The following is a 25647-nucleotide window of genomic DNA, read 5'->3' as shown; positions in this document are numbered from 1 at the left end:
CTCAGGTTTATCAGTTATAATCACTACGTTTTAGTCTAACTAATAGATTTATCCTTGCGTTCCAAGTGTCATTTAAACTTGCGTTCAGCCAAGGCATCTGCCGAAATAACTCAAAACCTCAAAGAAAACTTTGCGGATCAATGTCGATTTGAACTTTCAATGAACCGCGTTCTTTCGGTCCTTTATCTATCATCGCTCGAATGAAGCCCTGTAGGTCGGCGCCGCGCGGCCCATGAATGAGGAGCCGCATGCGATAACGACCGCGCACGAGTGCCAACGGTGCATCTGCAGGACCTAAAATTGAGAACGGACTTTGATTAGGTGCTCCTTGCCGCAAACCTTTCCCATGTTGCTCCGCATCACTACGTTGACTGGCAGAAATAATAATAGATGCCAAACGACCAAATGGCGGCAGTTTCGCGCGGTCGCGTTCCAAAGTTTCCCGCTCATAAAACATATCCGCTTCGCCCGACACCAAAGCCTGCATAACAGGATGCTCCGGCTGATAAGTCTGAATGAGCCCCTGGCTTTTACGCCCCGTCCGTCCAGCACGGCCAGTAACTTGAGATAGCAATTGATAGGTTCTCTCAGCGGCCCGCGGATCACCATTTGATAATCCAAGATCAGCGTCTACCACACCAACGAATGTCATCAGCGGGAAATTATGCCCTTTTGCCACCAATTGAGTGCCAACGATAATGTCTGCTTCCCCATTTGCAATCGCATCCAATTCAAGACGCAATCGCTTAGAGCCTCCAGCCATATCTGAGGACAAAACGATTGTCCGCGCATCCGGAAAGTGCTGATCAAGCTCTTCGGCTATTCTCTCAACGCCGGGACCACAAGCCACCAGATGATCCAGTGTTCCACATTCAGGGCATGATTCATGCACAGGCTCATGGTGCCCGCAATGATGGCATTGAATTTGTTGTCTAAAACGATGTTCAACAAGCCAAGTCGAACAATTTGGACATTGAAAACGGTGACCGCACACGCGACATAATGTAAGCGGTGCGTACCCCCGACGGTTCAGAAATAGAAGCGCCTGCTCCTTTTTCTCAAGCGCCTTGCGAACACCATCAAGCGTTATAGGTGATAAAAATCCACCCCGCTTTGGCGGGTTCTTGCGCAAATCCACCATTGATAAATCCGGCAATGCAGCATCAGAATAGCGTTTCGATAAAACAACACGCTTATATCTATCCTGCTCTGCATTTACATGGCTTTCCAAAGAAGGTGTTGCTGAGGCTAAAATAATGGGAATATCCGCCAATTGCGCCCTCACTACCGCCATATCCCGCGCATGATAAAAAACCCTGTCTTGCTGCTTATAAGCAGGATCATGTTCTTCATCGACAATGATCAAGCCAAGATTATCAAACGGAAGAAACAATGCGCTGCGGGCACCCGCCACAACACGAACCTGCCCTTCAATAACCTGACGCCAGACACGCTCTCGCATCCGAGGTGCAATATCAGAGTGCCATTCTCCTGGAGGTGCGCCAAACCGATTCTCAAATCTTTTAAGGAAAGAAGAAGTAAGCGAAATTTCAGGCAAAAGGATAAGAGCCTGCTTCCCCTTTTCAAGCACATCTGAAATTGCCTCAAAATAAACTTCTGTTTTACCGGAGCCTGTCACGCCATCCAGAAGTATCGGTTGAAATGTGCCGGATTCTACATGTTCGACAAGCTCATCCGCACCTCGTATTTGTGCATCTGTTAAATCAGCTGTTCCATAGCTTGGGTCAGGTTTGGCCACAACAGGCGGCGCGGGTAGCATAACCGTTTCAAATACACCCTGTTTTGTTAAACCATCAATCACGCTTGGCGTAACCCCAGCGACATGGGCAAGTCCGGATTTACTCCACGCCATGCCATCTTCTGCAAATTCTAAAACACGACGACGAGCATCCGTTAAACGTTCGGGTGTTTGGCCTGTGTACTGCAAGGCTGCAATCATCGGTTCGGGATCAAGCGCAGCGGGTGCCCGCAATGCCATTTTTGCAACATACCCTGGAGGCGAGAGTGTATAATTGCTCACCCAGTCAACGAACCGCCGCATCGCTTTGTCGATAGGTGGGCAGTCAAAAACCTCGCTAATAGATTTAACTTTTTTTGCATCAATATTATCGCAGTCACCGTCCCAAACGATGCCGATAACCTGTCGAGGCCCAAGCGGAACTTTGACAATTGATCCCGGCTCAACCACTTGGTCTTCGGGAACTGCGTAGGTAAACGGACGATCCACAGGCATTGGCACCAAAACTGGAACCAATTGCGGCAAAGCATTTTTAAAAAGTTCATTTTGCGAATCAGTATTCATATATTACGTGACCTTGCCGCCAGTTTGGTTTAAAGGAAAGCACAGACTATTGAAAAGATGGTTTTTCACAACCCATAGACATTCGGAGTAATAAAATGAAGTTTTTTGTCGATACAGCCGTTGTAGACGAGATCAAAGAATTAAACGATCTTGGTCTGGTTGATGGCGTGACAACAAACCCGTCACTCATCCTTAAATCTGGCCGTGACATCATCGAAGTCACAAAAGAAATTTGTTCACTTGTCGATGGCCCGGTCTCTGCTGAAGTTGCAGCTACTGATTATGAAACAATCATGAAAGAAGCAGCAATCATTGCAAAGATCGCAGATAATATTTGCATCAAATTGCCACTCACACTTGATGGTTTGAAAGCTTGTAAAGCACTGACAAGCGATGGACATAAAACAAATGTGACATTGTGCTTCTCTGCCAATCAGGCATTACTTGCTGCAAAGGCTGGCGCAACATACATTTCACCATTTATCGGTCGCCTGGATGACATGGCAATCGACGGCTTGGATCTCATAGCTGAAATCCGCCAGATTTATGACAATTATGATTATGATACGCAAATTCTTGCAGCATCAATCCGTACAGTAAACCATGTCAAAGAAGCGGCCCTTATTGGTGCTGATGTTTCAACTGTTCCACCAAGCACACTCAAAGCTTTGGTCAAGCACCCGTTGACTGACAAAGGTTTGGAAGCATTTTTGGCAGACTGGGCAAAGACTGGTCAAACAATCGGCTAATACTGATAGCTAAATAGATCGCGATCTAAAAATAAAACCGACGGGTATTTCCATATCCGTCGGTTTTTATTATCTGATTTTTGAAATTACTTAACTTAATAAGCAGCTCGATCTATTAATCAAAATTTCGATTGAGATCGAAGTTCAAGTCGGCATCATCAGCCAGACCATAGACAGTATGATTCTCTAGCGATTTTGTTCCAAGATTAACATCATCTCCCAATTCATCGGGCGAAATCATCTTGCCAATCTTAAAATGGAACGGCTTTTTCTTTTTGTTCAAAAGCTCATGAAATACTGTAATATCGCGCAACTCTGCAGAATATTTTGAAAGCCAGTAAAACAAGCCGGAATTTCGAGCACTCAGATGCACAGGCAAAATGGGCAAATTATATTTGCGCGCGATACTGTAAACGGAGGGCTTCCACTCACGTTCTGTCAATTTACCTTCATGCCAATGAGCAATCCGGCCAGATGGATAAAGCACCGCAGCTTTTTCTGATTTGACTGTCTGCGATGTTAATTGAAGCGTTTCACGCGCCTTCAAACGGCTTTTATAATCTTCGCGCCATTCAACCGGAATAATCATCTCGACAAGACGTGGGTTAACGCGCAGCGCATCCCGATTTGCAAAAAACATCATATCGGGACGTACATCCTTCAATAAGTCAAACATTGCAATACCATCTGCAATGCCTGTTGGGTGATTGCAAGCAAGCAAAAAGCCACCATCTGTTGGAATACGCGATTTTTGTTCGACGGTAACTTCCAGTTTCAGGGTTTCACTCACAAATTCAAATGCGTCAAAGCCAGATAGCGGAGCAGTTGCATCCGCAAAACGAACGGCTTCGCGATAATGAAACACCGTATGAAAAATAGGACGTACAACTGGCCATAAAGGATGGCTCATAATACTCTTACCGCGATCAGCAATCAGCTCATCAACGACATGGCCAGGTCGACCATATGTCAAAAGCTGAAAAGCCTCTGTAAAGCCGTCCATAACAGAAATTTCATTACGTTTAAGCATGTCTCACCACTATCCATGAGAGTTGTAGCAGCCCTCATATCTGTATCGCAGGAAATTGTGATAACTCTATGACGACCAAATAGTCTTTTTTCAAACTATTCCCTCATGTTTACGCTCAGATAACATATCTTAGATAGACTTTGAAAGACCAGTTATGAAATAAAGTAAATACCCATGAGTTCGCCACTTCTTATAACAGCTAGCCGGGATCTTCTCGCCCTAAAAGACGAATGGTTGAAAAACCTTGAAGTTGAACGACGTCTATCCGACAAAACAAGCGAATCCTATGAGCGTGATCTACGCCAGTTTTTCCATTTTATGACTGATTACCTTGCGACCCCTCCGAAAATAAGTGACATGAAAAATGTGCGCCCCAGTGATTTACGTGCATTTCTAGCATCGCGACGCAGAGACGGTGCTGGTGCAAGAACTCTTGGTCGCGGCCTTTCAGGTGTACGCTCCTTCCTTAGATTTCTGGAAAAGCGGGGCCTTGCAAATGCCAGCGGTGCGCGCGCCGTTCGCACACCAAAACAGCCCAAATCACTACCTAAACCCCTTGCCGCAAGTGATGCGCTTCGCGTAACAAATCAAGATTTGCAAATGGTGGATGAACCTTGGATTGCGGCGCGCAATACAGCTGTCATGGTTCTACTCTATGGCTGCGGCTTGCGCATATCAGAAGCGCTGGGGCTGAAAACAAATCAGATTGGAACCAAAACCGACATACTTTTGATCAACGGCAAGGGCGGCAAAGAACGCGTTGTGCCTCTGTTGCCGATAGCCAATGAGGCCATAGAACATTATATAAATCTATGCCCCCATCAATTGGCTGATGGCTTGCTTTTTCGCGGTGCACGGGGCGGAAAACTCCACGCGGCCATCATTCAACGCGATATGAAACGCCTGCGTTCGGCGCTTGATTTACCCGATACGGCGACACCACATGCGTTGCGCCATTCCTTTGCGACGCATTTACTCGCTGGCGGCGGTGATTTACGCACGATACAAGAACTTTTGGGCCATGCCAGCCTCTCAACAACCCAAATTTATACAGCCGTTGATACGGACAGACTTTTGGACATCTATCAAAAAGCCCACCCAAGGGCTTAATTCATACACACATTCGACCCCTTTAAGGATGTAGAAACCATAATAGGCGTGCTTTACACACATTAACTTCTTATCGGGATTTCCAACCTAATATTGAGCTACATATTTATTAACAAGGCCTAAATCCGTGATTATTACACAAAACAAACGCCAGCTTATAGTGAGTCATCTAGACCTAATTATAGGATTTGGTTTTCATTTATTTCTTATTTTAAGCTTTGTAATCGTGTTCTCATTGGCAGCCTCTAACGCAGACGCGCAAACACAAACATCGACCAACACATGCAGCGGACGTAACTTCATTAATGAATTGAGTGCTGAAAAACTTAGTGAAGCAAAGACAGAAGCCTCACTTATTCCAAATGGTTCGGGACTTTTTTGGAAAGTTGAGAAATCAGGTGTAGAACCTTCTTACCTTTACGGTACGATGCATGTTACTGATCCGCGCGTTTTAAATCTGTCCGCTTCTGTCAGAAATACGATTGATGAATCAAATACAGTTGTCATTGAAACACTCGATCTGCTTGATCCCAAAAAAGCGCAAGCCGCCGTTCTAATGAACCCGAACTTGACGATGTTCACGGATGGTTCAACATTGACCAGCAGCATGAGTGAGGACGATGCAGCATATATTGAAGCCGAACTTAAGGCTCGCGGCATTGCCATCAGTCTCGTCAATCAATTTAAACCATGGATGATCATGAGTTTAGTTGCTTCATCAGATTGCGAAACGGCGCGCAAAGCTGAAGGTGTTCAAATTCTTGATTTTTTGATTATCGAACAGGCTAAATCCGCCAACAAAGAAATCAAGGGACTAGAGAGCATAACCGAACAGCTTTCCGCGATGGCATCTCTGCCAATTGACTTTCAAGTACGTGGCCTCCTGGAAACACTTCGTTTGGGCGACCTCAATAAAGATATGATGGAAACAATGATCAGCCTTTATGTTGACCAAGAAATCGGATTGATTAAACCTGCAATCAAGGTAATCGCAACCGAACTTGGTCAGGAAGATATCGATGACGAGAGTTTTGGGGATTTTGAAGCAAAAATCATCACTGAGCGAAATCATCTCATGGCGGAGCGTTCCGAACCAATTTTGCAGGAAGGGAATGCATTTATCGCGGTTGGCGCACTACATCTTCCTGGCGAAGAAGGCCTTATCGAATTGCTGCGCGAGCGCGGCTATACCATCACTCGCGCAAACTAATCCTGATCTAACTCGGCAACTGACTCGTTAGAACATATTTAAAAACATCAACAACCTGACTTGCGCTTTCGCAAACCGCTAGCGCTGCAGCATCCACTTCTTTAAGCGCATGTTGGTGATCATCTGAATGAATTACGATGATTGATTTGCCAAGAGCCGCGGCATAGCCTGCATCAAATGCGGCATTCCATTGCTTATATTTCTCACCAAATCGAACCACAACGACATCAGCATCTTCAATGCCTTTGCGTGTGCGAATGGCGTTCATCTTAGCACCCTTATTATCGTGCCAAAATTTCTTGTCTTCAGCGCCCAAGATCGCAACGCCGCAATCATCCGATGCACCATGATCTGTAACTGGCGCTGAAAAACTCACATCAAGCTTTTCTGCTTCGCAACCTTGCATAATGTTTTCACGCCAATTCGTGTGAATTTCACCAGATAGATAAATATTCAACTTCATTTTGCACCTACATATGAATTGGTTTTGCAAATGTTGCTAAAGCCGCCTCTTTAACAGCTTCCGACATTGTTGGGTGAGCATGGCATGTACGGCCAAGATCTTCCGATGAACCACCAAACTCCATCAACACCGCAGCTTCATGGATCATTTCGCCAGCACCAAATCCGACGATATGAACGCCAAGTACTCGATCGGTTGTTTTATCAGCAAGAACTTTTACAAAACCATCTGATGCAAGCATCGCGCGCGCGCGTCCATTTGCGGAGAATGGAAATTTACCAGATTTATACGCAACACCTGCCGCTTTTAACTCATCTTCAGTTTTGCCCACCGAAGCAACTTCAGGGTTAGTATAAACAACACCTGGGATCACATCATAATTCACATGTCCTGCCTGACCGCTTAGAATTTCAGCAACCGCAACACCTTCATCCTCTGCTTTATGTGCAAGCATAGCGCCGCGTACAACATCGCCAATGGCATATATGCCTTTAACGTTAGATTGGAAATGATCATCAATTTCGACGCGACCTCGGTCATCAAGTTTTACACCAGAAGCTTCAAGTCCGAGCGCATCGGTGTATGGTTTGCGGCCGGTTGCTACAAGCACGATATCTGCTTCGATAGCTTGCGCATCGCCACCTTTAACAGGTTCAAATGTCACTTGCCCGCCTGCACCGCCTTTTGCTACGGCAGTGACCTTTTGACCAAGTTCAAACTTGATACCCTGCTTTTCCAGCATCTTTTTGAACTGTTTAGACACTTCGCCATCCATGCCACCCAGGATTACGTCAAGATATTCTACAACAGTAACTTCAGCACCAAGTCGAGCCCAGACAGAGCCCAGTTCAAGCCCAATCACACCGCCACCAACAACAACCATTTTATTTGGCACTTTTTCAAGTTCCAATGCCCCAGTTGAAGAGACAATGACCTTCTCATCAATGTCAACATCAACACCGGGAATACCAGCAACATCAGAACCAGTTGCGATCACGATGTTTTTTGTCTCAAGTTCAGAAATTGTACCGTCATCAGCTGCGACAGTCACCTTACCCGCGCCTGCTATTGCTCCAGTGCCATGATGGACATCAATCTTGTTTTTCTTCATTAAGAATGCAATGCCATCAACATTAGATTTAATCACACCTTCTTTGTGTGCCATCATGTTTGGCAAGTTCAATTTCTGATCACCAAGGTCGATACCCAGTTCTTTAAAGTCATGACCAGCTTGATGATACATTTCAGAAGCATGTAACAATGCCTTTGACGGAATACAGCCAATATTCAAACATGTCCCGCCTAGCGTTGCACGTTTTTCGACAACGGCAGTTTTCAATCCCAATTGCGCTGCTTTAACGGCACAAACATAACCGCCAGGACCGGTTCCGATAACGATAAGATCATATGAAGACATGGGTTTATTTCCTTTTCTGAAGGTCAAATTCGTTAAAAACTATGGCAATACGGAACGGCCACCTGAAACGTCGATTATGGCGCCTGTGGAATAAGATGAATCATCGGACAAAAGCCACATAACAGCTTTAGCAACTTCTATAGCCTGGCCCGGACGTTTCATCGGAACAACATGTTTCAATTCTTGTGCACGATCAGGCTCACCGCCGGATGCATGAATATCAGTGTCAATAATCCCTGGGCGAACGGCATTTACACGAATGTTTTCTTCAGCAACTTCGCGCGCCAACCCGACTGTCATTGTATCTATAGCGCCTTTTGCCGCTGCATAATCAACATATTGTCCCGCTGCTCCCAGTTTTGCGGCCGCTGAAGTAATATTAACAATGCAACCACCATTCCCACCGTAGCGCCTCGACATAACTTTGACCGCTTCACGCGCACATAAAAATGCACCAGTGATATTTATCGCAAACATACGGTTAAAACGATCAAGCGTCATCTCGTCAAGACGCGCAGCTTTATCAACAACTCCCGCATTATTGACAAGACCGGCAATCTCACCTTTAGATTTAGCAAATTCGAAAATCTTAAATACATTACTCTCAAACTGAACATCGCCCTGCACGACAAAGGCTTTACCACCAGTGGCTTCAATTTCAGAAACGATTTGATTGGCTGCCTTTTCATTGCCAACATAATTGACAATCACTGTGTAGCCTGCCGCGCCAGAAAGTTTTGCAACTTCTGCTCCAATTCCGCGACTTCCACCTGTGACAATAACAACTTTATCAGTCACAATATTGTTCCTATCCTCTGGATGACGCAGCAACACCAATTGCTAGCATAACCAATGTTGCACCTGTAACCCGATTAAACCACTTGCCAATCCGATAAAAAAGTCCTCTTACACTTGGCGTTGTGAAGAATATCGACACCAAGACAAACCAGATAAAGAGCAGAACACTCATCATCACGACATAAAAAGATTTATAAGCAAGTGCCGTTTCTGCGCTCACAAGTGATGAAAACAGAGCTAAGAAAAACAAAACTGCTTTCGGATTTAAAAGATTCGTCAAGAACCCCAAAACAAACGCATTGATTACGCTTGGTTCAACTTTCACTTTTTCCATTTTGAAATCTGGCTTGACCGGCGCCGGCGCTCTAAACACAGATATACCCATCCATAAAAGATAAACCACACCAATGATTTTGATAATCGAAAAGAGGAATAGCGACTTGCTGATAACCAATCCGATACCCAAAAGCGTGTAGGTTCCATGCACCAATATTGCCGTGGCAACGCCAGCACTTGTGAAAACTGCTGTCTTACGTCCATGTAAAATTGACTGGCGTAAAACCATGGCAAAATCGGCACCCGGGACAACAGCGCTTAATCCAAATGCCGTCATCAGTGCCAAAAATTCTAACCACGGAAATATATCAGCCATCTAGCTAATTCCCTGTAAATTCATCATAAGCTTCAAGCGCTTTTGCGCCATAAGTCAGTCCCGGTCCAGATGCCATATAACCAATCATAGCAAGTCCCTCGCAAAACTCTTCTCGAGTGGCACCTAGGCGAACAAGCGAGCGCGTATGAAAAGCAACGCAACTTTCACATTGTGTTGAAATTGACATCGCAAGAGCTATAAATTCTTTGGTCTTTTCATCCATCGCGCCAGGCTTTTTAGCAGCCTTACCCATTGCTTCAAACGCGCCATATGCATCGGGCATTTCAGCCTTTAACTTTTCCAACCGTTTGATGTTCGCACTCATAACTTCTTTCCAAGACATCAACTTACTCCGCAATCTTTAAAGTCAAAAACCTCAAAAGGGTCATTGATAGTTTCAATTTCTTCCCACACCGGATCAGACATAACCGATCGTGTAAAATCAGGAAGTAATATTTGCGTGACCGCGACTTCATCCGCAAGTGGTAAGAGGCCAATATTTCCATCGGAAAAACGGCCATAAGGCACGCCTTTCCAAACAGTACACGCTTCCAACTCTTCACCCGTTACGTCGCCATCTGGACACTTGTTCATAACAATTGAAATTGGGCGTAAAGGCTCACCCTCAACAACTACAAACCCGCCAAGTTGGGTGTCGGCACCTTCCAGCCCTATTGTAAACTGATGCATAACCTGCACATTTTCACCAAAAGACGAGAACGAAAGTAGAAGACCCGATTCAGGGTCCACATAACGTGCAGAACCCTGTTTGCATTCGGCAGCACAAACATTTCCAGCAACGACAGAAAATGCCGCTAACAGCGACATCTTCTTTATCCAATTAAATTGCCGGATCATATCAAACCTATAGATTTAGAGATCAAGAACAAGACGCTCTGGGTCTTCAAGGCTCTCTTTCACGCGGACCAAAAATGTCACAGCTTCTTTACCATCGACAACACGGTGATCGTACGACAATGCCAAATACATCATTGGACGAATGACAACTTGTCCACCAATAGCAACGGGACGTTCCTGAATTTTATGCATACCCAAAATACCAGATTGTGGTGCATTCAAAATTGGAGAGGACATCAGCGAGCCATAGACACCGCCATTTGAAATGGTGAATGTACCGCCTTGCATGTCGGCCATCCCCAACTGCCCATCGCGCGCCGCTCTGCCAAGACGACCGATTTCTTGTTCCACACCCGCAATTGACATCGCATCAGCATCGCGAACAACAGGAACAACCAGACCTTTATCTGTACCGACAGCTACACCGATATGGCAAAAGTTTTTATAAACAAGATCAGTTCCATCAATCTCGGCATTAACGGCTGGAATTTCCTGCAAAGCATGGCAAACTGCCTTGGTGAAAAAACCCATGAAACCGAGTTTCACACCATGTTTTTTCTCAAACAGTTCTTTATATTTCTTACGCATTTCCATAACGGCCGTCATGTCGACTTCGTTATAGGTTGTCAGCATAGCCGCTGTATTTTGCGCATCCTTCAATCGCTTTGAAATTGTTTGACGTAGACGCGTCATTTTCACACGTTCTTCACGTGGCGCATCGGCCTCTGTTGTTGGTGCACGAGGAGCGGCAATAGGAGCGGCTGGCGCGGCGACGTCTTTTGAAAGCGCATCGATGACGTCACCTTTCAGAACCTGACCCCGTTTACCAGATCCCTCAACTTGATCAGCAGTAACATTATTTTCTGCCATCATTTTTTGCGCCGATGGTGCAGCTGGCATGGCTGGAGCAGCTGTCGGAGTTGTGGCAGCTGGTGCAGGTGTTGGTGATGGAGAAGCGGCGGCAGGCTCTACACTAGCGGCAGGTGCGGCGCTAGCCCCCTCACCTTCAGCAATCTGAGCGAGAAGCGCGTTGACTTCAACTGTGTCCCCTTCATTGGCAATGATTTCTGCCAAAACGCCAGATGTTGGCGCTGGCACTTCAATCGTTACCTTGTCTGTTTCAAGCTCTACAATCGGTTCATCGACATTAATGGCATCGCCCACTTTTTTATACCATGTGCCAATAGTGGCCTCAGAAACAGATTCGCCTAATGTGGGGACACGAACTTCAGTAGCCATAATGTTTTCTTTCGTTTGTTCTAATATCGTTAAATTCAAATTCTACTAATTACACAATTAATTACCGAGCGCGTCTTCAAGGAATGCCTCAAGTTGCGCTAAATGCTGTGACATCAAACCAGTTGCTGTAGATGCCGCTGCTGCGCGACCTGTGTAACGAACACGTTGGTACTTGGCATTGATATGTGCAAGAACCCATTCCAAATATGGATCAATGAACGACCATGCACCCATGTTTTTCGGCTCTTCTTGACACCAAACCATCTCCGCATTCTGAAAGCGAGATAGTTCATTAATCAAAGCTTTTGCAGGGAATGGATAAAGCTGCTCAAGACGCAAGAGATATATATCATCAATGCCACGCTTTTCACGCTCTTCATAAAGGTCATAATAAACCTTACCAGAACACATCACGACGCGGCGAATATCCTTGTCTTTCTGTAACTGAATTGGTGAATCCTTGAGCATTTCTGCATCATCCCAAAGAAGACGGTGGAATGTGCTCTCACCCGTAAGTTCGGAAAAGCTTGAAACAGCTCGTTTATGACGAAGCAGAGATTTCGGCGTCATCACAATAAGCGGTTTGCGGAAATCACGGTTTAACTGGCGACGCAAAATATGGAAATAGTTTGCTGGTGTGGTCACATTTGCAACCTGCATATTATCTTCCGCACAAAGCTGCAAGAAACGTTCAAGACGAGCCGATGAATGCTCCGGACCTTGACCTTCATAACCATGCGGCAATAGGCAAACCAAGCCCGACATGCGCAACCATTTGCGCTCCCCAGATGAGATAAACTGATCAAACAGAACCTGCGCACCATTTGCAAAATCACCAAATTGTGCTTCCCAAAGTGTTAATGCATTTGGTTGTGCGAGCGAATAGCCATATTCAAAACCAAGCACAGCCTCTTCAGACAGCATAGAGTTAATCACTTCATACTCGCCTTGTTTGGGCGCAACATGTGCTAAGGGAATATAACGGTCTTCGGTTTCTTGATCATAAAGAACTGAGTGGCGCTGCGAGAACGTACCACGTTCACAATCTTGGCCAGATAGACGTACACGAGAACCATCGTTACAAATTGAACCAAACGCAAGCGCCTCACCCATTGCCCAATCAAGACCTTCACCGGTTTCAATCATTTTGGCTCGGTTTTTCATAAAACGTTCGATCGTTCTGTGCGCTTTAAACCCCTCAGGGATTGTTGAAAGCTTCTGGCCAATTTCACGAAGCGTCTTTGTCGGCACTGCGGTTTTACCACGACGTTGCTCATCAGCATTATTTGCAGTGTTTAAACCCGCCCATTGACCATCAAGCCAGTCGGCCTTGTTTGGTTTATAAGCCTGTCCAGCTTCAAATTCTTTCTCAAGATTTGCACGCCAATCAGCTTTCATGCCATCAAATTCAGCCTGTGAGATCACATTCTCTTTAACGAGACGCTCACCGTAAATATCAACGGTTGTTTTATGAGCTCGGATAACTTTGTACATCTTCGGCTGAGTGAAAGCAGGCTCATCACCCTCATTATGGCCGTAGCGGCGATAACAGAACATATCGATTACCACAGGCTTGTGGAACTTCATTCGATATTCAGTTGCAACTTTTGCTGCATAGACCACGGCTTCTGGATCATCACCATTCACATGAAAAATAGGCGCTTCAATCATCTTGGCCACATCAGATGGATAAGGGGAAGAACGAGAAAAAGCAGGGTTAGTTGTAAAGCCAATTTGGTTATTGATGATAAAGTGAACAGTACCTGCAACGCGATGTCCACGCAGACCAGACAGACCTAATATTTCAGCAATCACACCTTGGCCGGCAAATGCAGCATCACCATGCAACAAAAGTGGCATAACTTGGGCACGTTCAGAAAGCGGTACTATATCACCTTCGATCTTACCGATGATATCTTGTTTTGCCCGCGCTTTACCCATGACCACAGGATTGACAATTTCAAGGTGAGACGGGTTTGCTGTTAGCGACAGATGAACTTTATTGCCATCAAATTCGCGATCAGAAGATGCGCCCAAGTGATACTTTACATCACCCGAACCTTCGACTTCATCCGGTGTAAATGAACCACCTTTAAATTCATGAAAAATCGCTCTGTGAGGCTTGGCCATCACTTGAGATAGAACATTCAAACGGCCACGGTGAGCCATTCCGAATACAATTTCCTTAAGTCCAAGATTGCCACCGCGTTTGATAATCTGTTCAAGCGCAGGAATAAGCGATTCACCGCCATCAAGGCCAAAGCGCTTTGTGCCCTTATATTTAACATCGATAAACTTCTCAAATCCCTCGGACTCAATCAGTTTTTGCAAAATCGCTTTCTTACCATTTTCCGAAAACTCAATCGCTTTATCAGGTCCCTCAATGCGCTGCTGCAACCATGATTTTTCTTCCGGGTTGGATATATGCATAAATTCCACACCCATTGTTGAACAATAGGTGCGTTGAAGGATATCAACCATTTCAGGGATAGTTGCGTATTCTAGACCAAGCACATGATCGATAAAAATCTTGCGCTCATTATCTTCTTCCGTGAAACCGTAAGCAGATGGCAGCAATTCGTCATAAGCTTCTTTTTTCTTGGCGATGCCGAGAGGATCTAGTTCGGCATGCAAGTGACCACGCATGCGATAGGCACGGATCATCATAATGGCGCGAACACTATCGCGCGCAGCTTGTTGAATTTGAGATTGATCAGCGGGCTGACCTTTTTCAACTGCTTTTTCTGTTAATTTAGTTTCGACGTGCTTTTCAACAGTACCCCAATCTCCATCAAGCGCAGAAACAAGCTCGCCGTTTGGTTGCTGTGGCCAATGAGGTTTTTCCCAAGATGCACCCAGCGCAGATTTTACGACACTTTCCGGATCATCACCTAACTCCGCAAAGAAACTTGCCCATTCTTTGGGGATAGAACCTGGATCATCAATAAATCGCGCATACATATCTTCAATATAGGCACCATTTGTACCATCCAGAAATGAAGTTTGTTGGAAGAATTCGTTGGCTTCTTGGCGTGCCATCATCAAAAAACGAGTATCCTCGTCCCCTATATTTTGCCGAACATTCGGCTGTTCTTCTTATAGCTGGATTTGGTCTATCCCTACCGCTTCCAACATGCGCAAAATCAGCCGGCCTTTAAACTAAAAGCCGGCTGCAATATCTAACCGTTCAACACTTTAACAAGTGTTTTCCCGAGCTGTGCCGGCGATGGTGAAACTGTAATACCCGCAGCTTCCATAGCAGCAATTTTATCATCAGCGCCGCCTTTACCACCAGAAATCACAGCACCAGCGTGGCCCATCGTTCGGCCTGGAGGTGCTGTACGACCAGCAATAAAGCCAACCATTGGTTTTTTACGACCAAGTTTAGCTTGCTCGATCAACCATTCAGACGCTTCTTCCTCAGCAGAACCACCGATCTCGCCGATCATAATGATGCTTTCCGTTTCCGGATCATCAAGATAAAGATCAAGCATATCGATAAATTCAGTGCCTTTAACCGGATCACCACCGATGCCAACAGCCGAACTTTGACCAAGGCCTTCATTCGTTGTTTGGAACACTGCTTCATAAGTCAGCGTGCCAGAGCGCGATAGAATACCAACAGAACCTTTTTTGAAGATATTACCCGGCATAATACCAATTTTACATTCATCAGGTGTCATAACGCCAGGACAGTTTGGTCCGATCAGACGTGAATCTGATTTGTCCAAACGGGCCTTCACCTTCACCATGTCAGAAACTGGAATGCCTTCTGTAATGCAGATGATCAATGGAATTTCAGCATCAATAGCTTCGATGATTGCAGCGCCTGCACCTGCAGGCGGCACATAAACAACAGAAGCATTTGCGCCCGTTGCGGCTTTACCTTCGGCAACACTTGCGAAGATCGGAAGCTTTTCGCCACCTTTACCTTCCCATGTTTGCCCGCCTTTTTTCGGATGAATACCACCAACCATTTGCGTGCCATGATAAGCAAGCGCCTGTTCAGTGTGGAATGTACCAGTTTTACCAGTTAAGCCCTGAACGAGAACTTTGGTGTCTTTATTAATGAGAATAGACATCGATTATCCCTTCACCGCTTTGACAATTTTCTGAGCTGCATCATCCAAATCATCCGCTGCGATCACATCGACATCAGATTCATTGATAATTTTCTTACCAGCTTCAACATTGGTCCCTTCAAGACGCACAACTAGTGGCACTTTGAGACCGACTTCTTTAACAGCAGTCACAACACCTTCCGCGATAACATCACATTTCATGATACCACCGAAAATATTGACCAAAATGCCCTTAACATTCGGATCAGATGTAATGATTTTAAATGCAGCGGTTACTTTTTCAGTGGTCGCACCGCCACCAACATCGAGGAAGTTGGCAGGTTCTGCACCATAAAGCTTGATAATATCCATGGTTGCCATGGCAAGACCAGCGCCATTGACCATACAGCCAATGTCACCATCAAGAGCCACATAGGCAAGATCATATTTAGATGCTTCAATTTCTTTAGCATCTTCTTCGGTTAGATCACGCAATTCCTGAATGTCTTCGTGGCGGAAAACTGCATTTCCATCGAAAGACACTTTTGCATCAAGAACACGTAAATGGCCGTCTTTCATAACAATCAAAGGATTGATCTCCAACAGAGCCATGTCTTTTTCAACAAAAGCGTTGTAAAGGATTGGGAAAAGATCAGATCCGTCCTTTGCCGCATCACCATCAAGCTCTAGAGCTGAATTGATTTTTGCAATGTCGCCAGCAGTCACACCATTGTCAGGATCAATCGCGACTGTGATGATCTTTTCAGGTGTTTCTTCCGCTACGGCTTCAATGTCCATACCGCCTTCAGTGGAAACCACAAAAGCGACTTGGCCAACAGTACGATCAACCAAAAGCGAGCAATAAAGCTCGCGATCAATATCAGCGCCATCTTCAAGATAAAGGCGATTGACTTGTTTACCAGCAGGGCCAGTTTGTTTTGTTACAAGCGTGTTGCCGAGCATTTCAGCAACGTGTGATTTCACTTCGTCAGGATTGAAAGCCAGACGAACACCGCCAGCGGCGTCCGCGCCAAGCTCTTTAAACTTACCTTTCCCGCGACCACCAGCATGTATTTGGCTTTTAACCACATAAAGCGGTCCTGGTAGTGCTTCGATTGCCGCATCCACATCATCAGCGGATAAAATCGGCACGCCCTGCGCCACCGGTGCACCAAATGACTTTAGTAAAGCCTTGGCTTGATATTCATGAATATTCATAAATTTCTATTTCCTGTCTTGGACATTATTTAAGGTTGGGAGCAATTCCAGCACATGTGTCACAAAGGCCGACAACTGCTGAAACAGATGCATCAAATGCGTCTTGCTCTGATTTATTCAAATCGATCTCAATCACACGTTCAACGCCATTTGCGCCAATCACTGTTGGTACGCCGACATACAAATCTTTAACGCCATACTGACCGGAAAGATGTGCAGCACATGGAATAATGCGCTTTTGATCTTTCAAATATGCTTCAGCCATTTTAATGCCAGATGCAGCTGGCGCATAATAAGCTGAACCTGTCTTCAACAAGCCAACAATTTCTGCACCGCCATCACGTGTGCGCTGAATGATTTCTTCCAAACGCTCTTTTGTTGTCCAACCCATTGAAACCAGATCAGTAAGTGGAATGCCGCCAACTGTGGAATAACGCGCCAATGGCACCATTGTGTCACCATGACCACCAAGCACAAATGCTGTTACATCTTTAACCGAGACATCAAACTCATCGGCAAGGAAGTGTTGGAAGCGTGCTGAATCCAAAACGCCTGCCATACCAACAACTTTATTTTTAGGAAGACCTGAGAATTTTTGCAAAGCCCAAACCATCGCATCAAGCGGGTTTGTAATACAGATTACAAATGCGTCTGGTGCATATTTTGCAATGCCTGCGCCAACCTGTTCCATAACCTTCAGATTAATACCAAGCAGGTCATCGCGGCTCATACCTGGCTTACGTGCGACGCCGGCAGTTACAATACAAACATCTGCACCTGCAATATCTTCATAATCATTTGCGCCCTTAAGCGCACTGTCAAATCCGTCTACTGGAGATGATTCTGCGATATCCAGTGACTTACCTTGTGGGATGCCTTCTGCGATATCAAAAAGGACAACATCGCCCAATTCTTTCATTGCTGCCAAATGCGCTAAAGTTCCACCGATCATACCTGAACCGATGAGTGCAATTTTATTCCGTGCCATAGAGCTCGTCTCCAATATTTACTTGAACTGTTCAGACAGAGTTGCTGAATTTCCCAAAAGAGATAGAATCCAATTTTCAAAAATGCAAACCCATTTTTGAAGTTCAATGATTTCAATCGTTTAAATTATTTTATTCTTACGTAAAGGTAAAATTTTTCCTCAATAAATTTCTTTTATGCATTGTTATTCTTTTGATTCTAGATAGTCCACACTCTGCATCTCAAACAAACGTGAAGCTGTTCTTGCAAACTCAAATGCCTCGGTTCCATTTGTGTCTGAATAAAGCCCATCCGCCAGCGCATCGGCGGAAATGAAGAGTCGAATTTTTTTATCATAAAGCGTATCTATGAGCGTGATAAACCGTTTTGCTTCATTGCGTTTTTCATTTCCAAGTTGAGGTACATCATCCAAAACAATTGTATGAAACTCCTCGGCAATCGCTATGTAGTCAGAGGCTCCTAATGGCTTCCCACAAAGATCATCAAATGAAAAACGCGCGCACCCTCCCCCAGATATTGGTATGGGAATTTGACGCCCTTTCACCTCGACTGTAACATTCTCTATAATCTGCTTACCCGCAGTGATCTGTTGCCATGCCTCATCCATAAGCCTAGCTGCATCATCCCCAAGCGGAGAGATATAGACTGGCAACTGATTAGTTTTCTCCATTCTATAATCTGTCGGCGAATCCAAGCTCAACACTTCAACATACTTATTAAGGATATCAATGAAAGGTAGAAATAAGGAACGGTTTAAACCATCCTTGTAGAGATTGTCTGGCGCTACATTTGAAGTCGCAATCAACACGCACCCCTTTGCAAATAGCTGTTCGAATAATCGAGACAGAATCATTGCATCGGCAATATCGGTCACTGAAAACTCATCAAAGCATAGAACCCAAGCTTCCTCATAGAGCGCTGTGGCAACAGGAAGGACTGGATCCTTCTCTTTGGTTTCACCTGCCTTGAACTTTTCTCTATGCGCATGAATACGGTTATGCACATCCGCCATAAAATCATTAAAGTGAACACGACGTTTGTGCTTTGCGGGAACAAGTGCAAAGAACATGTCCATCAGCATGGTTTTACCACGTCCAACCGAGCCGTGAATATAAAGGCCTTTTACAGCTTCTTCCGGCTTATACTTCTTAGCAAATAGCCAACCCAATGCGCTTGATTTGGAAGCCATACGCTTGGTACTGATATAATACAGTACTTTATCAAGATATTGAATGATGAGATCTTGTTTTGGATCAGATGTAACATCGCCAGCTCGAATACGAAGCTCATACTCGCTTTTGACAGTCGACATCTGAGATTGAGGCATGGAGCGTTACCCGAACCAGCTACCGATAACAGCCCTATCGCCCCATATTGATGGCTTGGCCACCTGTCGTGGAACCATCAAAGCGCTCGGATGCTGTTTTATAAAGACGAGCAACATTTGAGCCAGAACTATCAGCAAGAACAACCTGTTTGCCCTCAACATTCCAAGCTGAAACAAGTGCAAGACCTGCAGAACACCCGCGAGATGCAGCGCGGAAACCGCCGGTCCATTTTGTGAGCGATAAGAAGACATCACAAGACTGACCACCGGATGCAAGTGTCCAGCGACCGATCAATTCTTCTTTTGTAAGAGGTTGGGCATTTGTCGCAACCTGATCTAGATTAGCTGCTGGTGCATTCGGTGCATCAGGAAATTGGCCTTGCGCAGTTGCATCGGGCAATTGACCTGCTTCTACACCGCCAACTGGCGCCGGGTTAAGTGGAGCTGGTTGCGCTAGTGGCTGCGCCTGAGGTTGCAAACCACCAAAACTTGTTCTTTGGCACCCTTGAAGTGCGGCAAGTGCTGCAATGACTGTTACCATATATGTCAAGCGCATGTTCAAACTCCTCGAAGACGGACGCCACTAACCAGAGTAAGAACTACCCAAGCCATTTTCGAGTTATAGAACACGAATATGGTTAAAAATATACAAAAATTCGACGTGAATAAGGCAAAAATCAATCAGAGTAATCGGTTACACTCTGCGTTCAACCATCATCTTCTTAATTTCAGCAATTGCTTTTGCTGGATTAAGTCCCTTTGGACATGTCTGCGCACAGTTCATAATTGTATGGCAACGATACAAGCGGAATGGGTCTTCTAAGTTATCCAACCGCTCTCCAGTTGCTTCATCGCGACTATCAATCAACCAACGATAGGCTTGCAAAAGAACAGCCGGCCCAAGATAACGATCACCGTTCCACCAATAGCTTGGGCATGATGTTGAACAACACGCACACAAGATACATTCATAAAGTCCATCCAATTTTGCGCGATCTTCGTGGCTTTGTTTCCACTCTTTAGCAGGTGTTGGCGTTACTGTTTGCAACCAAGGTTCTATGGAACGATGTTGCGCGTAAAAATTAGTCAGATCCGGCACCAAATCTTTAACCACGGGCAAATGTGGTAATGGATAAATCTTGACCGTCCCATCGACTTCACTCATACCCTTCGTGCAAGCTAGAGAGTTGGTGCCGTCAATATTCATGGCACACGAACCACAAATTCCCTCACGACAAGAACGGCGCAGTGTGAGCGTTGGGTCGACTTTGTTCTTAATCCACAAAAGTCCATCAAGAACCATTGGTCCGCAATCATCGACATCAACATAAAATGTATCAACAGTTGGGTTTGCATCATCGTCAGGGCTCCAACGATAAATCTGATATTCGCGTACATTCTGCGCGCCATCAGGCTTCGGCCAGGTCTTGCCTTTTTCAACCGTTGAATTTTTAGGAAGTGTAAGTTCAACCATTTTATAAATCCTTCTGAAGCGAAGCAGAAAAACGCTCACCGGTGGTGATTGTTAGGTCGCCTTTATAGATACGTTTAAAAGTCTGATCCCGTTCAAAATATCCGATAGGGTTTCCAGATGCATTAAGAAGCGCAATATTTTCGCCAATAAGGCGCCAACCGCCAATATGTCTCATTCCATTCGAGCAATCATTTGAAAGTTTAACAGACAACCAATCCGGCTTCAGTAAAGCTGAGCTTAGAAACAAAATACATTCTCGACCACCCAAATCACGTAACCAATAATTGCCTTGAAATTCCCAAGCAGGTCCACGATCCACAATTTTGACGTCTTCAGTCACAGTTTTAGTCACAACGGCAGGCTCATCGCCAATTTTTGTTTTACGCCATTCCCATGTTTTGGTCGGAACTTCTTTATAACGTCCATCATCTTCAGCACCCGATTGGCAAGCAGAAACTGATAAACCAATCACTGTCAAAACGAAAACGCTGGTAAAAAGCCCTTTGAAAGAAGACATTAGCGCCGCTCCTTTCGGATAACCAGTTTAAGACCAGACCAAATCTCATTTACGGCGCAGACTTTTACATCCACCAAATCCAATTCAAGCGCTTTGTTACGAATTGTGTCCTCAGTTACATCAGTCTCAACTTTAGAGGCTTTCTTCGGCCAAGACACCCAAATCATACCATCGCGTTTTATCGCTGATTGTAAAGTTTCGAGCAAAGTCTCTATTTCAAGCGCGCTTTTGGTAAAAGCATGTATGACATCAAATTTCTTTGAAATTCCGATAAGCTCTTTCCATTCAGAAAATCTTTCAGATACTTCAAACTTCATTGCCGATGTAAGTGACGCTAGATCATCAGGCAGCACAACAAAACCAACAGACATGCCATCCTTGAGACCCATTTTGGCCTCAAGTGGTTTGCCTGAATATCCTGAAGCTGCAATCGTCATTTTACTTAGTAAACCCGCGCTTTTGGAGCGATCTTCCCAAGATCGATACCTTCTGCAATGAGATCTAAATGCACGGGGCGATAATCAAGCGTTACTTTGCCATCATCAGCAACCCAAGCTAGCGTATGTTTGCGCCAGTTCTCATCATCACGCCCGGCAAACTTGCCCTCGGTGTAATCTTCACGCGCATGCGCCCCACGACTTTCTTTACGGGCTTCCGCGCCATAAACCGTCGTGATAGCATTTGGCATCAAGTTAGTGAGCTCTAATGTTTCTACAAGATCAGAATTCCAAACCATCGAGCGGTCTGTAACCTTGATGTCTTTCATCTCACCCCAGATTTCAGTGATGCGCTTGCAACCTGACTCGAGAGATTCTTGGGTTCTGAACACCGCGGCATCTTCCTGCATAGCACGCTGCATTTTTTCCCGAAGATCTGCAGTTGGCGTGGAACCACTTGAATGACGAATGCCATCAAAACGTTCCATGATTTTATCACATGCAGCTGTGTTAAGAGTTGGAATTGGCCCGTCCTTATCAACAACTTCCGCAGCGCGAATGGCTGCAGCCCGACCAAACACCACCAAATCAATCAATGAGTTTGAGCCCAAACGGTTAGCACCATGAACAGATGCACAACCAGCCTCACCTACGGCCATGAGGCCTGGTGTAACTGCATCAGGTCCACCAAGTTTCGGGTCAATCACCTCACCCCACAGATTGGTTGGAATACCGCCCATATTATAGTGCACGGTTGGCAATACTGGAATTGGCGCTTGAGTGACATCAACATCAGCAAAAATCTTGGCTGATTCTGAAATTCCAGGTAAGCGTTCTCCCAAAATCGCGGGATCAAGGTGATCAAGGTGAAGGAAAATGTGATCTTTATCTTTACCCACACCACGGCCTTCGCGAATCTCCATTGTCATACAACGAGAGACAACATCACGAGAAGCAAGATCTTTTGCTGATGGTGCATAACGCTCCATAAAGCGCTCGCCTTCAGAGTTGACAAGATAACCGCCCTCACCGCGTGCACCTTCGGTGATCAATGTACCGGAACCGTAAATACCTGTCGGGTGGAACTGAACAAATTCCATATCCTGCAGCGGAAGGCCAGCACGAGCCACCATGCCGCCGCCGTCACCTGTACATGTATGCGCTGACGTTGCAGAGAAATAAGCACGACCATACCCACCTGTTGCAAGTACAACCATTTTGGCTGAGAATCGGTGAATCTTACCGTCATCCAAATTCCAAGCGACAACGCCTGTGCAGCGACCATCATCTTCCATGATGAGATCAAGTGCAAAATATTCAATAAAGAATTCCGCATTATTCCTAAGAGATTGACCGTAAAGCGTGTGCAAAATGGCATGACCAGTTCGGTCGGCCGCGGCACATGTACGCTGTACCGGCGGGCCTTCGCCATAGTTTTGCATATGACCGCCAAATGGTCGTTGATAAATCTTACCTTCCTCATTACGAGAAAATGGCACACCATAATGCTCAAGCTCATAAACCGCTTTTGGCGCTTCCATCGCAAGATATTGCATGGCATCAACATCACCGAGCCAATCAGAGCCCTTAACCGTGTCATACATATGCCATTGCCAGCTGTCTGGCGTCATATTATTTAAGCTTGCCGCAATACCGCCTTGGGCAGCAACAGTGTGAGAGCGTGTTGGAAACACTTTCGAAATACAAGCTGTTTTAAAGCCCTGCTCCGCCATACCTAGCGTCGCTCGCAAGCCAGCACCGCCAGCGCCAACTACAATCACATCGTAAGCGTGATCAACATATTCATAAGCGCCGTTTACATTTTGCTGCGCATCCGTTGAAGCTGCCATTTAGATTAGCCCCCGAAACCAAGTTTTAAAATTGCAAATAGTGACAAGGCACCGATGAGAATAGAGAAAAATGTATTCAATAATAATAGAACAACTTTTGCGCCCTCGCCGTGCACATAATCCTCAATGATAACCTGCATACCAAGTTTCATATGAATAATGCCGGAAATAACAACCAAACCAAAAAGAACCGTAACGATCGGGTTCGACAATACCGCAATAACTTGCGCATAAGAAGCGCCATTATACATGATCAAAAAAACAACAAAGAAAATCAACAACGGCACATTGGCAATTGCAGTTAAACGCTGACGCCAAAAGTGATCCGTTCCTTCTTTTGCTGAACCCAGCCCGCGAACTTTACTTAGAGGTGTTTTATAATCCATGACTTATCCTCCCATCCGAACTGAGTAACCAATAATCCAAATGAGGACGGTTAGAACAATTGAGCCCGCAAGCGTTGCCCATGCCATTTTGGTGGTGATATCTTTATCAAAGCCTTTGCCTAAATCCCATATGAAATGGCGAATACCACCGAGCATATGATGAACAAGTGCCCATGTGTAACCAAACAAAACAAGGCGACCAAACAACGAGCTAAATATGTCATTGACGAAGTCGAAATAGACTTCACCCGAAGCAGCGGCGATCAACCACCAAGCAACAAGGATCGTGCCAAAATAAAGAGCAGCGCCGGTAATCCGGTGCACAATTGACATAACCATAGTTGGAATAGGTTTATAGATGGACAAATGCGGTGACAACGGCCTTGTCCGAGGTGCATTGCTCATATTAAGAGGCCCCCTGCAGTGATTTTGAAGCCAGATTATTCCCCCGAGAAACCTCTCGATACGTCACGACACGCAAAAAGAAACAGTCCAACCTTGTGAAACTAGTATGCATCATTAAGGGCCTCTTTAGCAGTTCGAATCGCCTTCGCAAAGAGTCCGAGTTAAATAAAATCGGTTTACATCATCACTAAACATGAAATAGATGATTCTTCACAAGGCCAAACAAGAACTTACATATTAAAATTATTTCAAAGCTGACTAACAATCAACAAGCCCTATATCGACCCCGCTTCAACCATATAATTACTGGCTGTGCACATGGCTGCATCATCAGACGCCAAGAAAACGACCATGCGTGCAACGTAAACAGGCTCGATAAGATCGGGCAGACACTGGCGTTTTCGATGGGCTTCAAGCGTTTCCGGTGTAGCCCAAAGCTCCTTTTGCCTGTCAGTCATAATCCAGCCCGGAACGACTGCATTGACCCTGATACGATGCTCTCCAAGGTCGCGTGCCATTGTGCGCGTAAGTCCATGAATAGCGGCTTTGGATGTGGTATATGCCGGAAACCCTCCGCCAGCTTCCCACCATGAATTTGACCCCATATTGATGATCGATCCACCGCCCATTTCAATCATGGCTGGTGCAACTGCTTGAATAGCAAAAAACTGATGCCGCATATTTGTGGCTACTCGTTCATCAAAATATTCAGGCGTAACATCTTCCCAATTATGACGATCATCTCGCGCTGCATTATTAACCAGCACACTTGCAGGGCCGATTTCATCGGCTAACTTGGCTACCGCAGATTTAAGCTGATCGATATCGCGCAGATCACACTCAGCACATGCAATCTCAGCATCAAACTCATTGGCTAGTTTTCGCGCACCCTCAATATCCATATCAATGATGCCAATTTTAGATTTTTGTTGCGCAAAAGCCTTAACCATTTCAGCGCCAATACCAGATGCACCACCGGTAATAATAACAGTTTTGCCCGCAAGGCTTGGATAGACCGCAAATTGATTTGTCATGAGATTCCTGCCTGAAACAGTGAGAGTTACGTGCGCTAAAATCGTCAGACTGCATAGGCTTGTCAAGCATCCCTCGTATTTTGTGATGAGTGACTATTGACA

At 45.3% G+C, this 25647-nt stretch carries 25 protein-coding genes; 3 read left to right on the top strand and 22 right to left on the bottom strand.

The annotated features are described in order from the left end of the window. Positions 1-118: 118 nt before the first annotated feature. On the bottom strand, positions 119-2323 hold the full coding sequence (locus tag AB2J24_RS08865) for a primosomal protein N' (RefSeq protein ID WP_367385218.1): 2205 nt from the start codon (positions 2321-2323) through the stop codon (positions 119-121). 95 nt (positions 2324-2418) lie between these two features. On the opposite strand from AB2J24_RS08865, the gene fsa reads away from it, so the two are divergent. Continuing rightward, on the top strand, positions 2419-3072 hold the full coding sequence (gene fsa / locus AB2J24_RS08860; protein WP_367385217.1) for a fructose-6-phosphate aldolase: 654 nt from the start codon (positions 2419-2421) through the stop codon (positions 3070-3072). 115 nt (positions 3073-3187) lie between these two features. On the opposite strand, the gene AB2J24_RS08855 is transcribed toward fsa, so the two are convergent. Beyond that, positions 3188-4102, bottom strand: coding sequence for a GNAT family N-acetyltransferase (locus AB2J24_RS08855; protein ID WP_367385216.1), 915 nt, complete (start codon positions 4100-4102; stop codon positions 3188-3190). A gap of 168 nt (positions 4103-4270) precedes the next feature. On the opposite strand from AB2J24_RS08855, the gene AB2J24_RS08850 reads away from it, so the two are divergent. Then, positions 4271-5212 (top strand): tyrosine recombinase XerC, encoded by a 942-nt coding sequence (locus AB2J24_RS08850; RefSeq protein WP_367385374.1) that lies wholly within the window; start codon positions 4271-4273, stop codon positions 5210-5212. Between the two features lie 127 nt (positions 5213-5339). Continuing rightward, a complete protein-coding gene (locus AB2J24_RS08845) occupies positions 5340-6422 on the top strand; it encodes a TraB/GumN family protein (RefSeq protein WP_367385215.1) in 1083 nt (360 codons plus the stop codon). A 7-nt stretch (positions 6423-6429) separates the two neighbouring features. On the opposite strand, the gene AB2J24_RS08840 is transcribed toward AB2J24_RS08845, so the two are convergent. The 20 genes from AB2J24_RS08840 to AB2J24_RS08745 all read right to left on the bottom strand — a co-directional run bounded on the left by AB2J24_RS08840 (position 6430) and on the right by AB2J24_RS08745 (position 25545). Then, on the bottom strand, positions 6430-6885 hold the full coding sequence (locus AB2J24_RS08840; protein WP_367385214.1) for a YtoQ family protein: 456 nt from the start codon (positions 6883-6885) through the stop codon (positions 6430-6432). Positions 6886-6892: 7 nt separating this feature from the next. After that, a complete protein-coding gene (gene lpdA / locus AB2J24_RS08835) occupies positions 6893-8302 on the bottom strand; it encodes a dihydrolipoyl dehydrogenase (protein WP_367385213.1) in 1410 nt (469 codons plus the stop codon). Positions 8303-8341: 39 nt separating this feature from the next. Then, positions 8342-9100, bottom strand: a complete 759-nt coding sequence (locus AB2J24_RS08830; protein ID WP_162653222.1) for an SDR family oxidoreductase — start codon at positions 9098-9100, stop codon at positions 8342-8344. Positions 9101-9110: 10 nt separating this feature from the next. Next, positions 9111-9752: a LysE family transporter gene (locus AB2J24_RS08825; protein WP_420883635.1), complete on the bottom strand. Its 642-nt coding sequence runs from the start codon at positions 9750-9752 to the stop codon at positions 9111-9113. A gap of 4 nt (positions 9753-9756) precedes the next feature. After that, positions 9757-10095, bottom strand: a complete 339-nt coding sequence (locus AB2J24_RS08820) for a carboxymuconolactone decarboxylase family protein (protein ID WP_162653223.1) — start codon at positions 10093-10095, stop codon at positions 9757-9759. Then, positions 10095-10580 (bottom strand): hypothetical protein, encoded by a 486-nt coding sequence (locus AB2J24_RS08815; RefSeq protein WP_162653224.1) that lies wholly within the window; start codon positions 10578-10580, stop codon positions 10095-10097. The genes AB2J24_RS08820 and AB2J24_RS08815 overlap by 1 nt, the downstream gene beginning before the upstream one ends. Before the next feature lie 45 nt (positions 10581-10625). After that, complete coding sequence (gene odhB, locus AB2J24_RS08810; RefSeq protein WP_367385212.1) at positions 10626-11849, bottom strand: 2-oxoglutarate dehydrogenase complex dihydrolipoyllysine-residue succinyltransferase; 1224 nt, start codon at positions 11847-11849, stop codon at positions 10626-10628. 57 nt (positions 11850-11906) lie between these two features. Next, positions 11907-14888: a 2-oxoglutarate dehydrogenase E1 component gene (locus tag AB2J24_RS08805; protein WP_367385373.1), complete on the bottom strand. Its 2982-nt coding sequence runs from the start codon at positions 14886-14888 to the stop codon at positions 11907-11909. Positions 14889-15028: 140 nt separating this feature from the next. After that, positions 15029-15931: a succinate--CoA ligase subunit alpha gene (sucD, locus tag AB2J24_RS08800; RefSeq protein WP_162653226.1), complete on the bottom strand. Its 903-nt coding sequence runs from the start codon at positions 15929-15931 to the stop codon at positions 15029-15031. Between the two features lie 3 nt (positions 15932-15934). Continuing rightward, a complete protein-coding gene (gene sucC / locus AB2J24_RS08795) occupies positions 15935-17128 on the bottom strand; it encodes an ADP-forming succinate--CoA ligase subunit beta (protein ID WP_162653227.1) in 1194 nt (397 codons plus the stop codon). A 25-nt stretch (positions 17129-17153) separates the two neighbouring features. Beyond that, entirely contained in the window at positions 17154-18116 is a 963-nt protein-coding gene (gene mdh / locus AB2J24_RS08790) for a malate dehydrogenase (RefSeq protein WP_162653228.1), read from the bottom strand. A gap of 183 nt (positions 18117-18299) precedes the next feature. After that, positions 18300-19442, bottom strand: a complete 1143-nt coding sequence (zapE, locus tag AB2J24_RS08785) for a cell division protein ZapE (RefSeq protein ID WP_367385211.1) — start codon at positions 19440-19442, stop codon at positions 18300-18302. Positions 19443-19476: 34 nt separating this feature from the next. Further along, complete coding sequence (locus AB2J24_RS08780) at positions 19477-19998, bottom strand: protease inhibitor Inh/omp19 family protein (protein WP_162653230.1); 522 nt, start codon at positions 19996-19998, stop codon at positions 19477-19479. 138 nt (positions 19999-20136) lie between these two features. Further along, entirely contained in the window at positions 20137-20916 is a 780-nt protein-coding gene (locus AB2J24_RS08775) for a succinate dehydrogenase iron-sulfur subunit (RefSeq protein WP_162653231.1), read from the bottom strand. A 1-nt stretch (position 20917) separates the two neighbouring features. Continuing rightward, positions 20918-21433 (bottom strand): AprI/Inh family metalloprotease inhibitor, encoded by a 516-nt coding sequence (locus AB2J24_RS08770; RefSeq protein ID WP_162653232.1) that lies wholly within the window; start codon positions 21431-21433, stop codon positions 20918-20920. After that, positions 21433-21870 (bottom strand): DUF3052 domain-containing protein, encoded by a 438-nt coding sequence (locus AB2J24_RS08765; protein ID WP_367385210.1) that lies wholly within the window; start codon positions 21868-21870, stop codon positions 21433-21435. Before AB2J24_RS08765 ends, AB2J24_RS08770 begins: the two co-directional genes overlap by 1 nt. A gap of 5 nt (positions 21871-21875) precedes the next feature. After that, positions 21876-23720 carry a succinate dehydrogenase flavoprotein subunit gene (gene sdhA, locus AB2J24_RS08760; protein WP_367385209.1) on the bottom strand — a complete coding sequence of 615 codons (1845 nt, stop codon included), beginning with the start codon at positions 23718-23720 and terminating at the stop codon, positions 21876-21878. A 5-nt stretch (positions 23721-23725) separates the two neighbouring features. Beyond that, positions 23726-24106 carry a succinate dehydrogenase, hydrophobic membrane anchor protein gene (sdhD, locus tag AB2J24_RS08755; RefSeq protein ID WP_367385208.1) on the bottom strand — a complete coding sequence of 127 codons (381 nt, stop codon included), beginning with the start codon at positions 24104-24106 and terminating at the stop codon, positions 23726-23728. A gap of 3 nt (positions 24107-24109) precedes the next feature. Next, positions 24110-24511 (bottom strand): succinate dehydrogenase, cytochrome b556 subunit, encoded by a 402-nt coding sequence (gene sdhC, locus AB2J24_RS08750; RefSeq protein WP_367385207.1) that lies wholly within the window; start codon positions 24509-24511, stop codon positions 24110-24112. 275 nt (positions 24512-24786) lie between these two features. Further along, positions 24787-25545: an SDR family NAD(P)-dependent oxidoreductase gene (locus AB2J24_RS08745; protein WP_367385206.1), complete on the bottom strand. Its 759-nt coding sequence runs from the start codon at positions 25543-25545 to the stop codon at positions 24787-24789. Between the last annotated feature and the right edge of the window lie 102 nt (positions 25546-25647).

The sequence above is a fragment of the Lentilitoribacter sp. EG35 genome (assembly GCF_040784015.1).
GTDB lineage: Bacteria > Pseudomonadota > Alphaproteobacteria > Rhizobiales > Rhizobiaceae > Lentilitoribacter.
The sequence above is the reverse complement of the archived record's forward strand: the minus strand, read 5'-3'. Positions and strand labels throughout refer to the sequence as shown.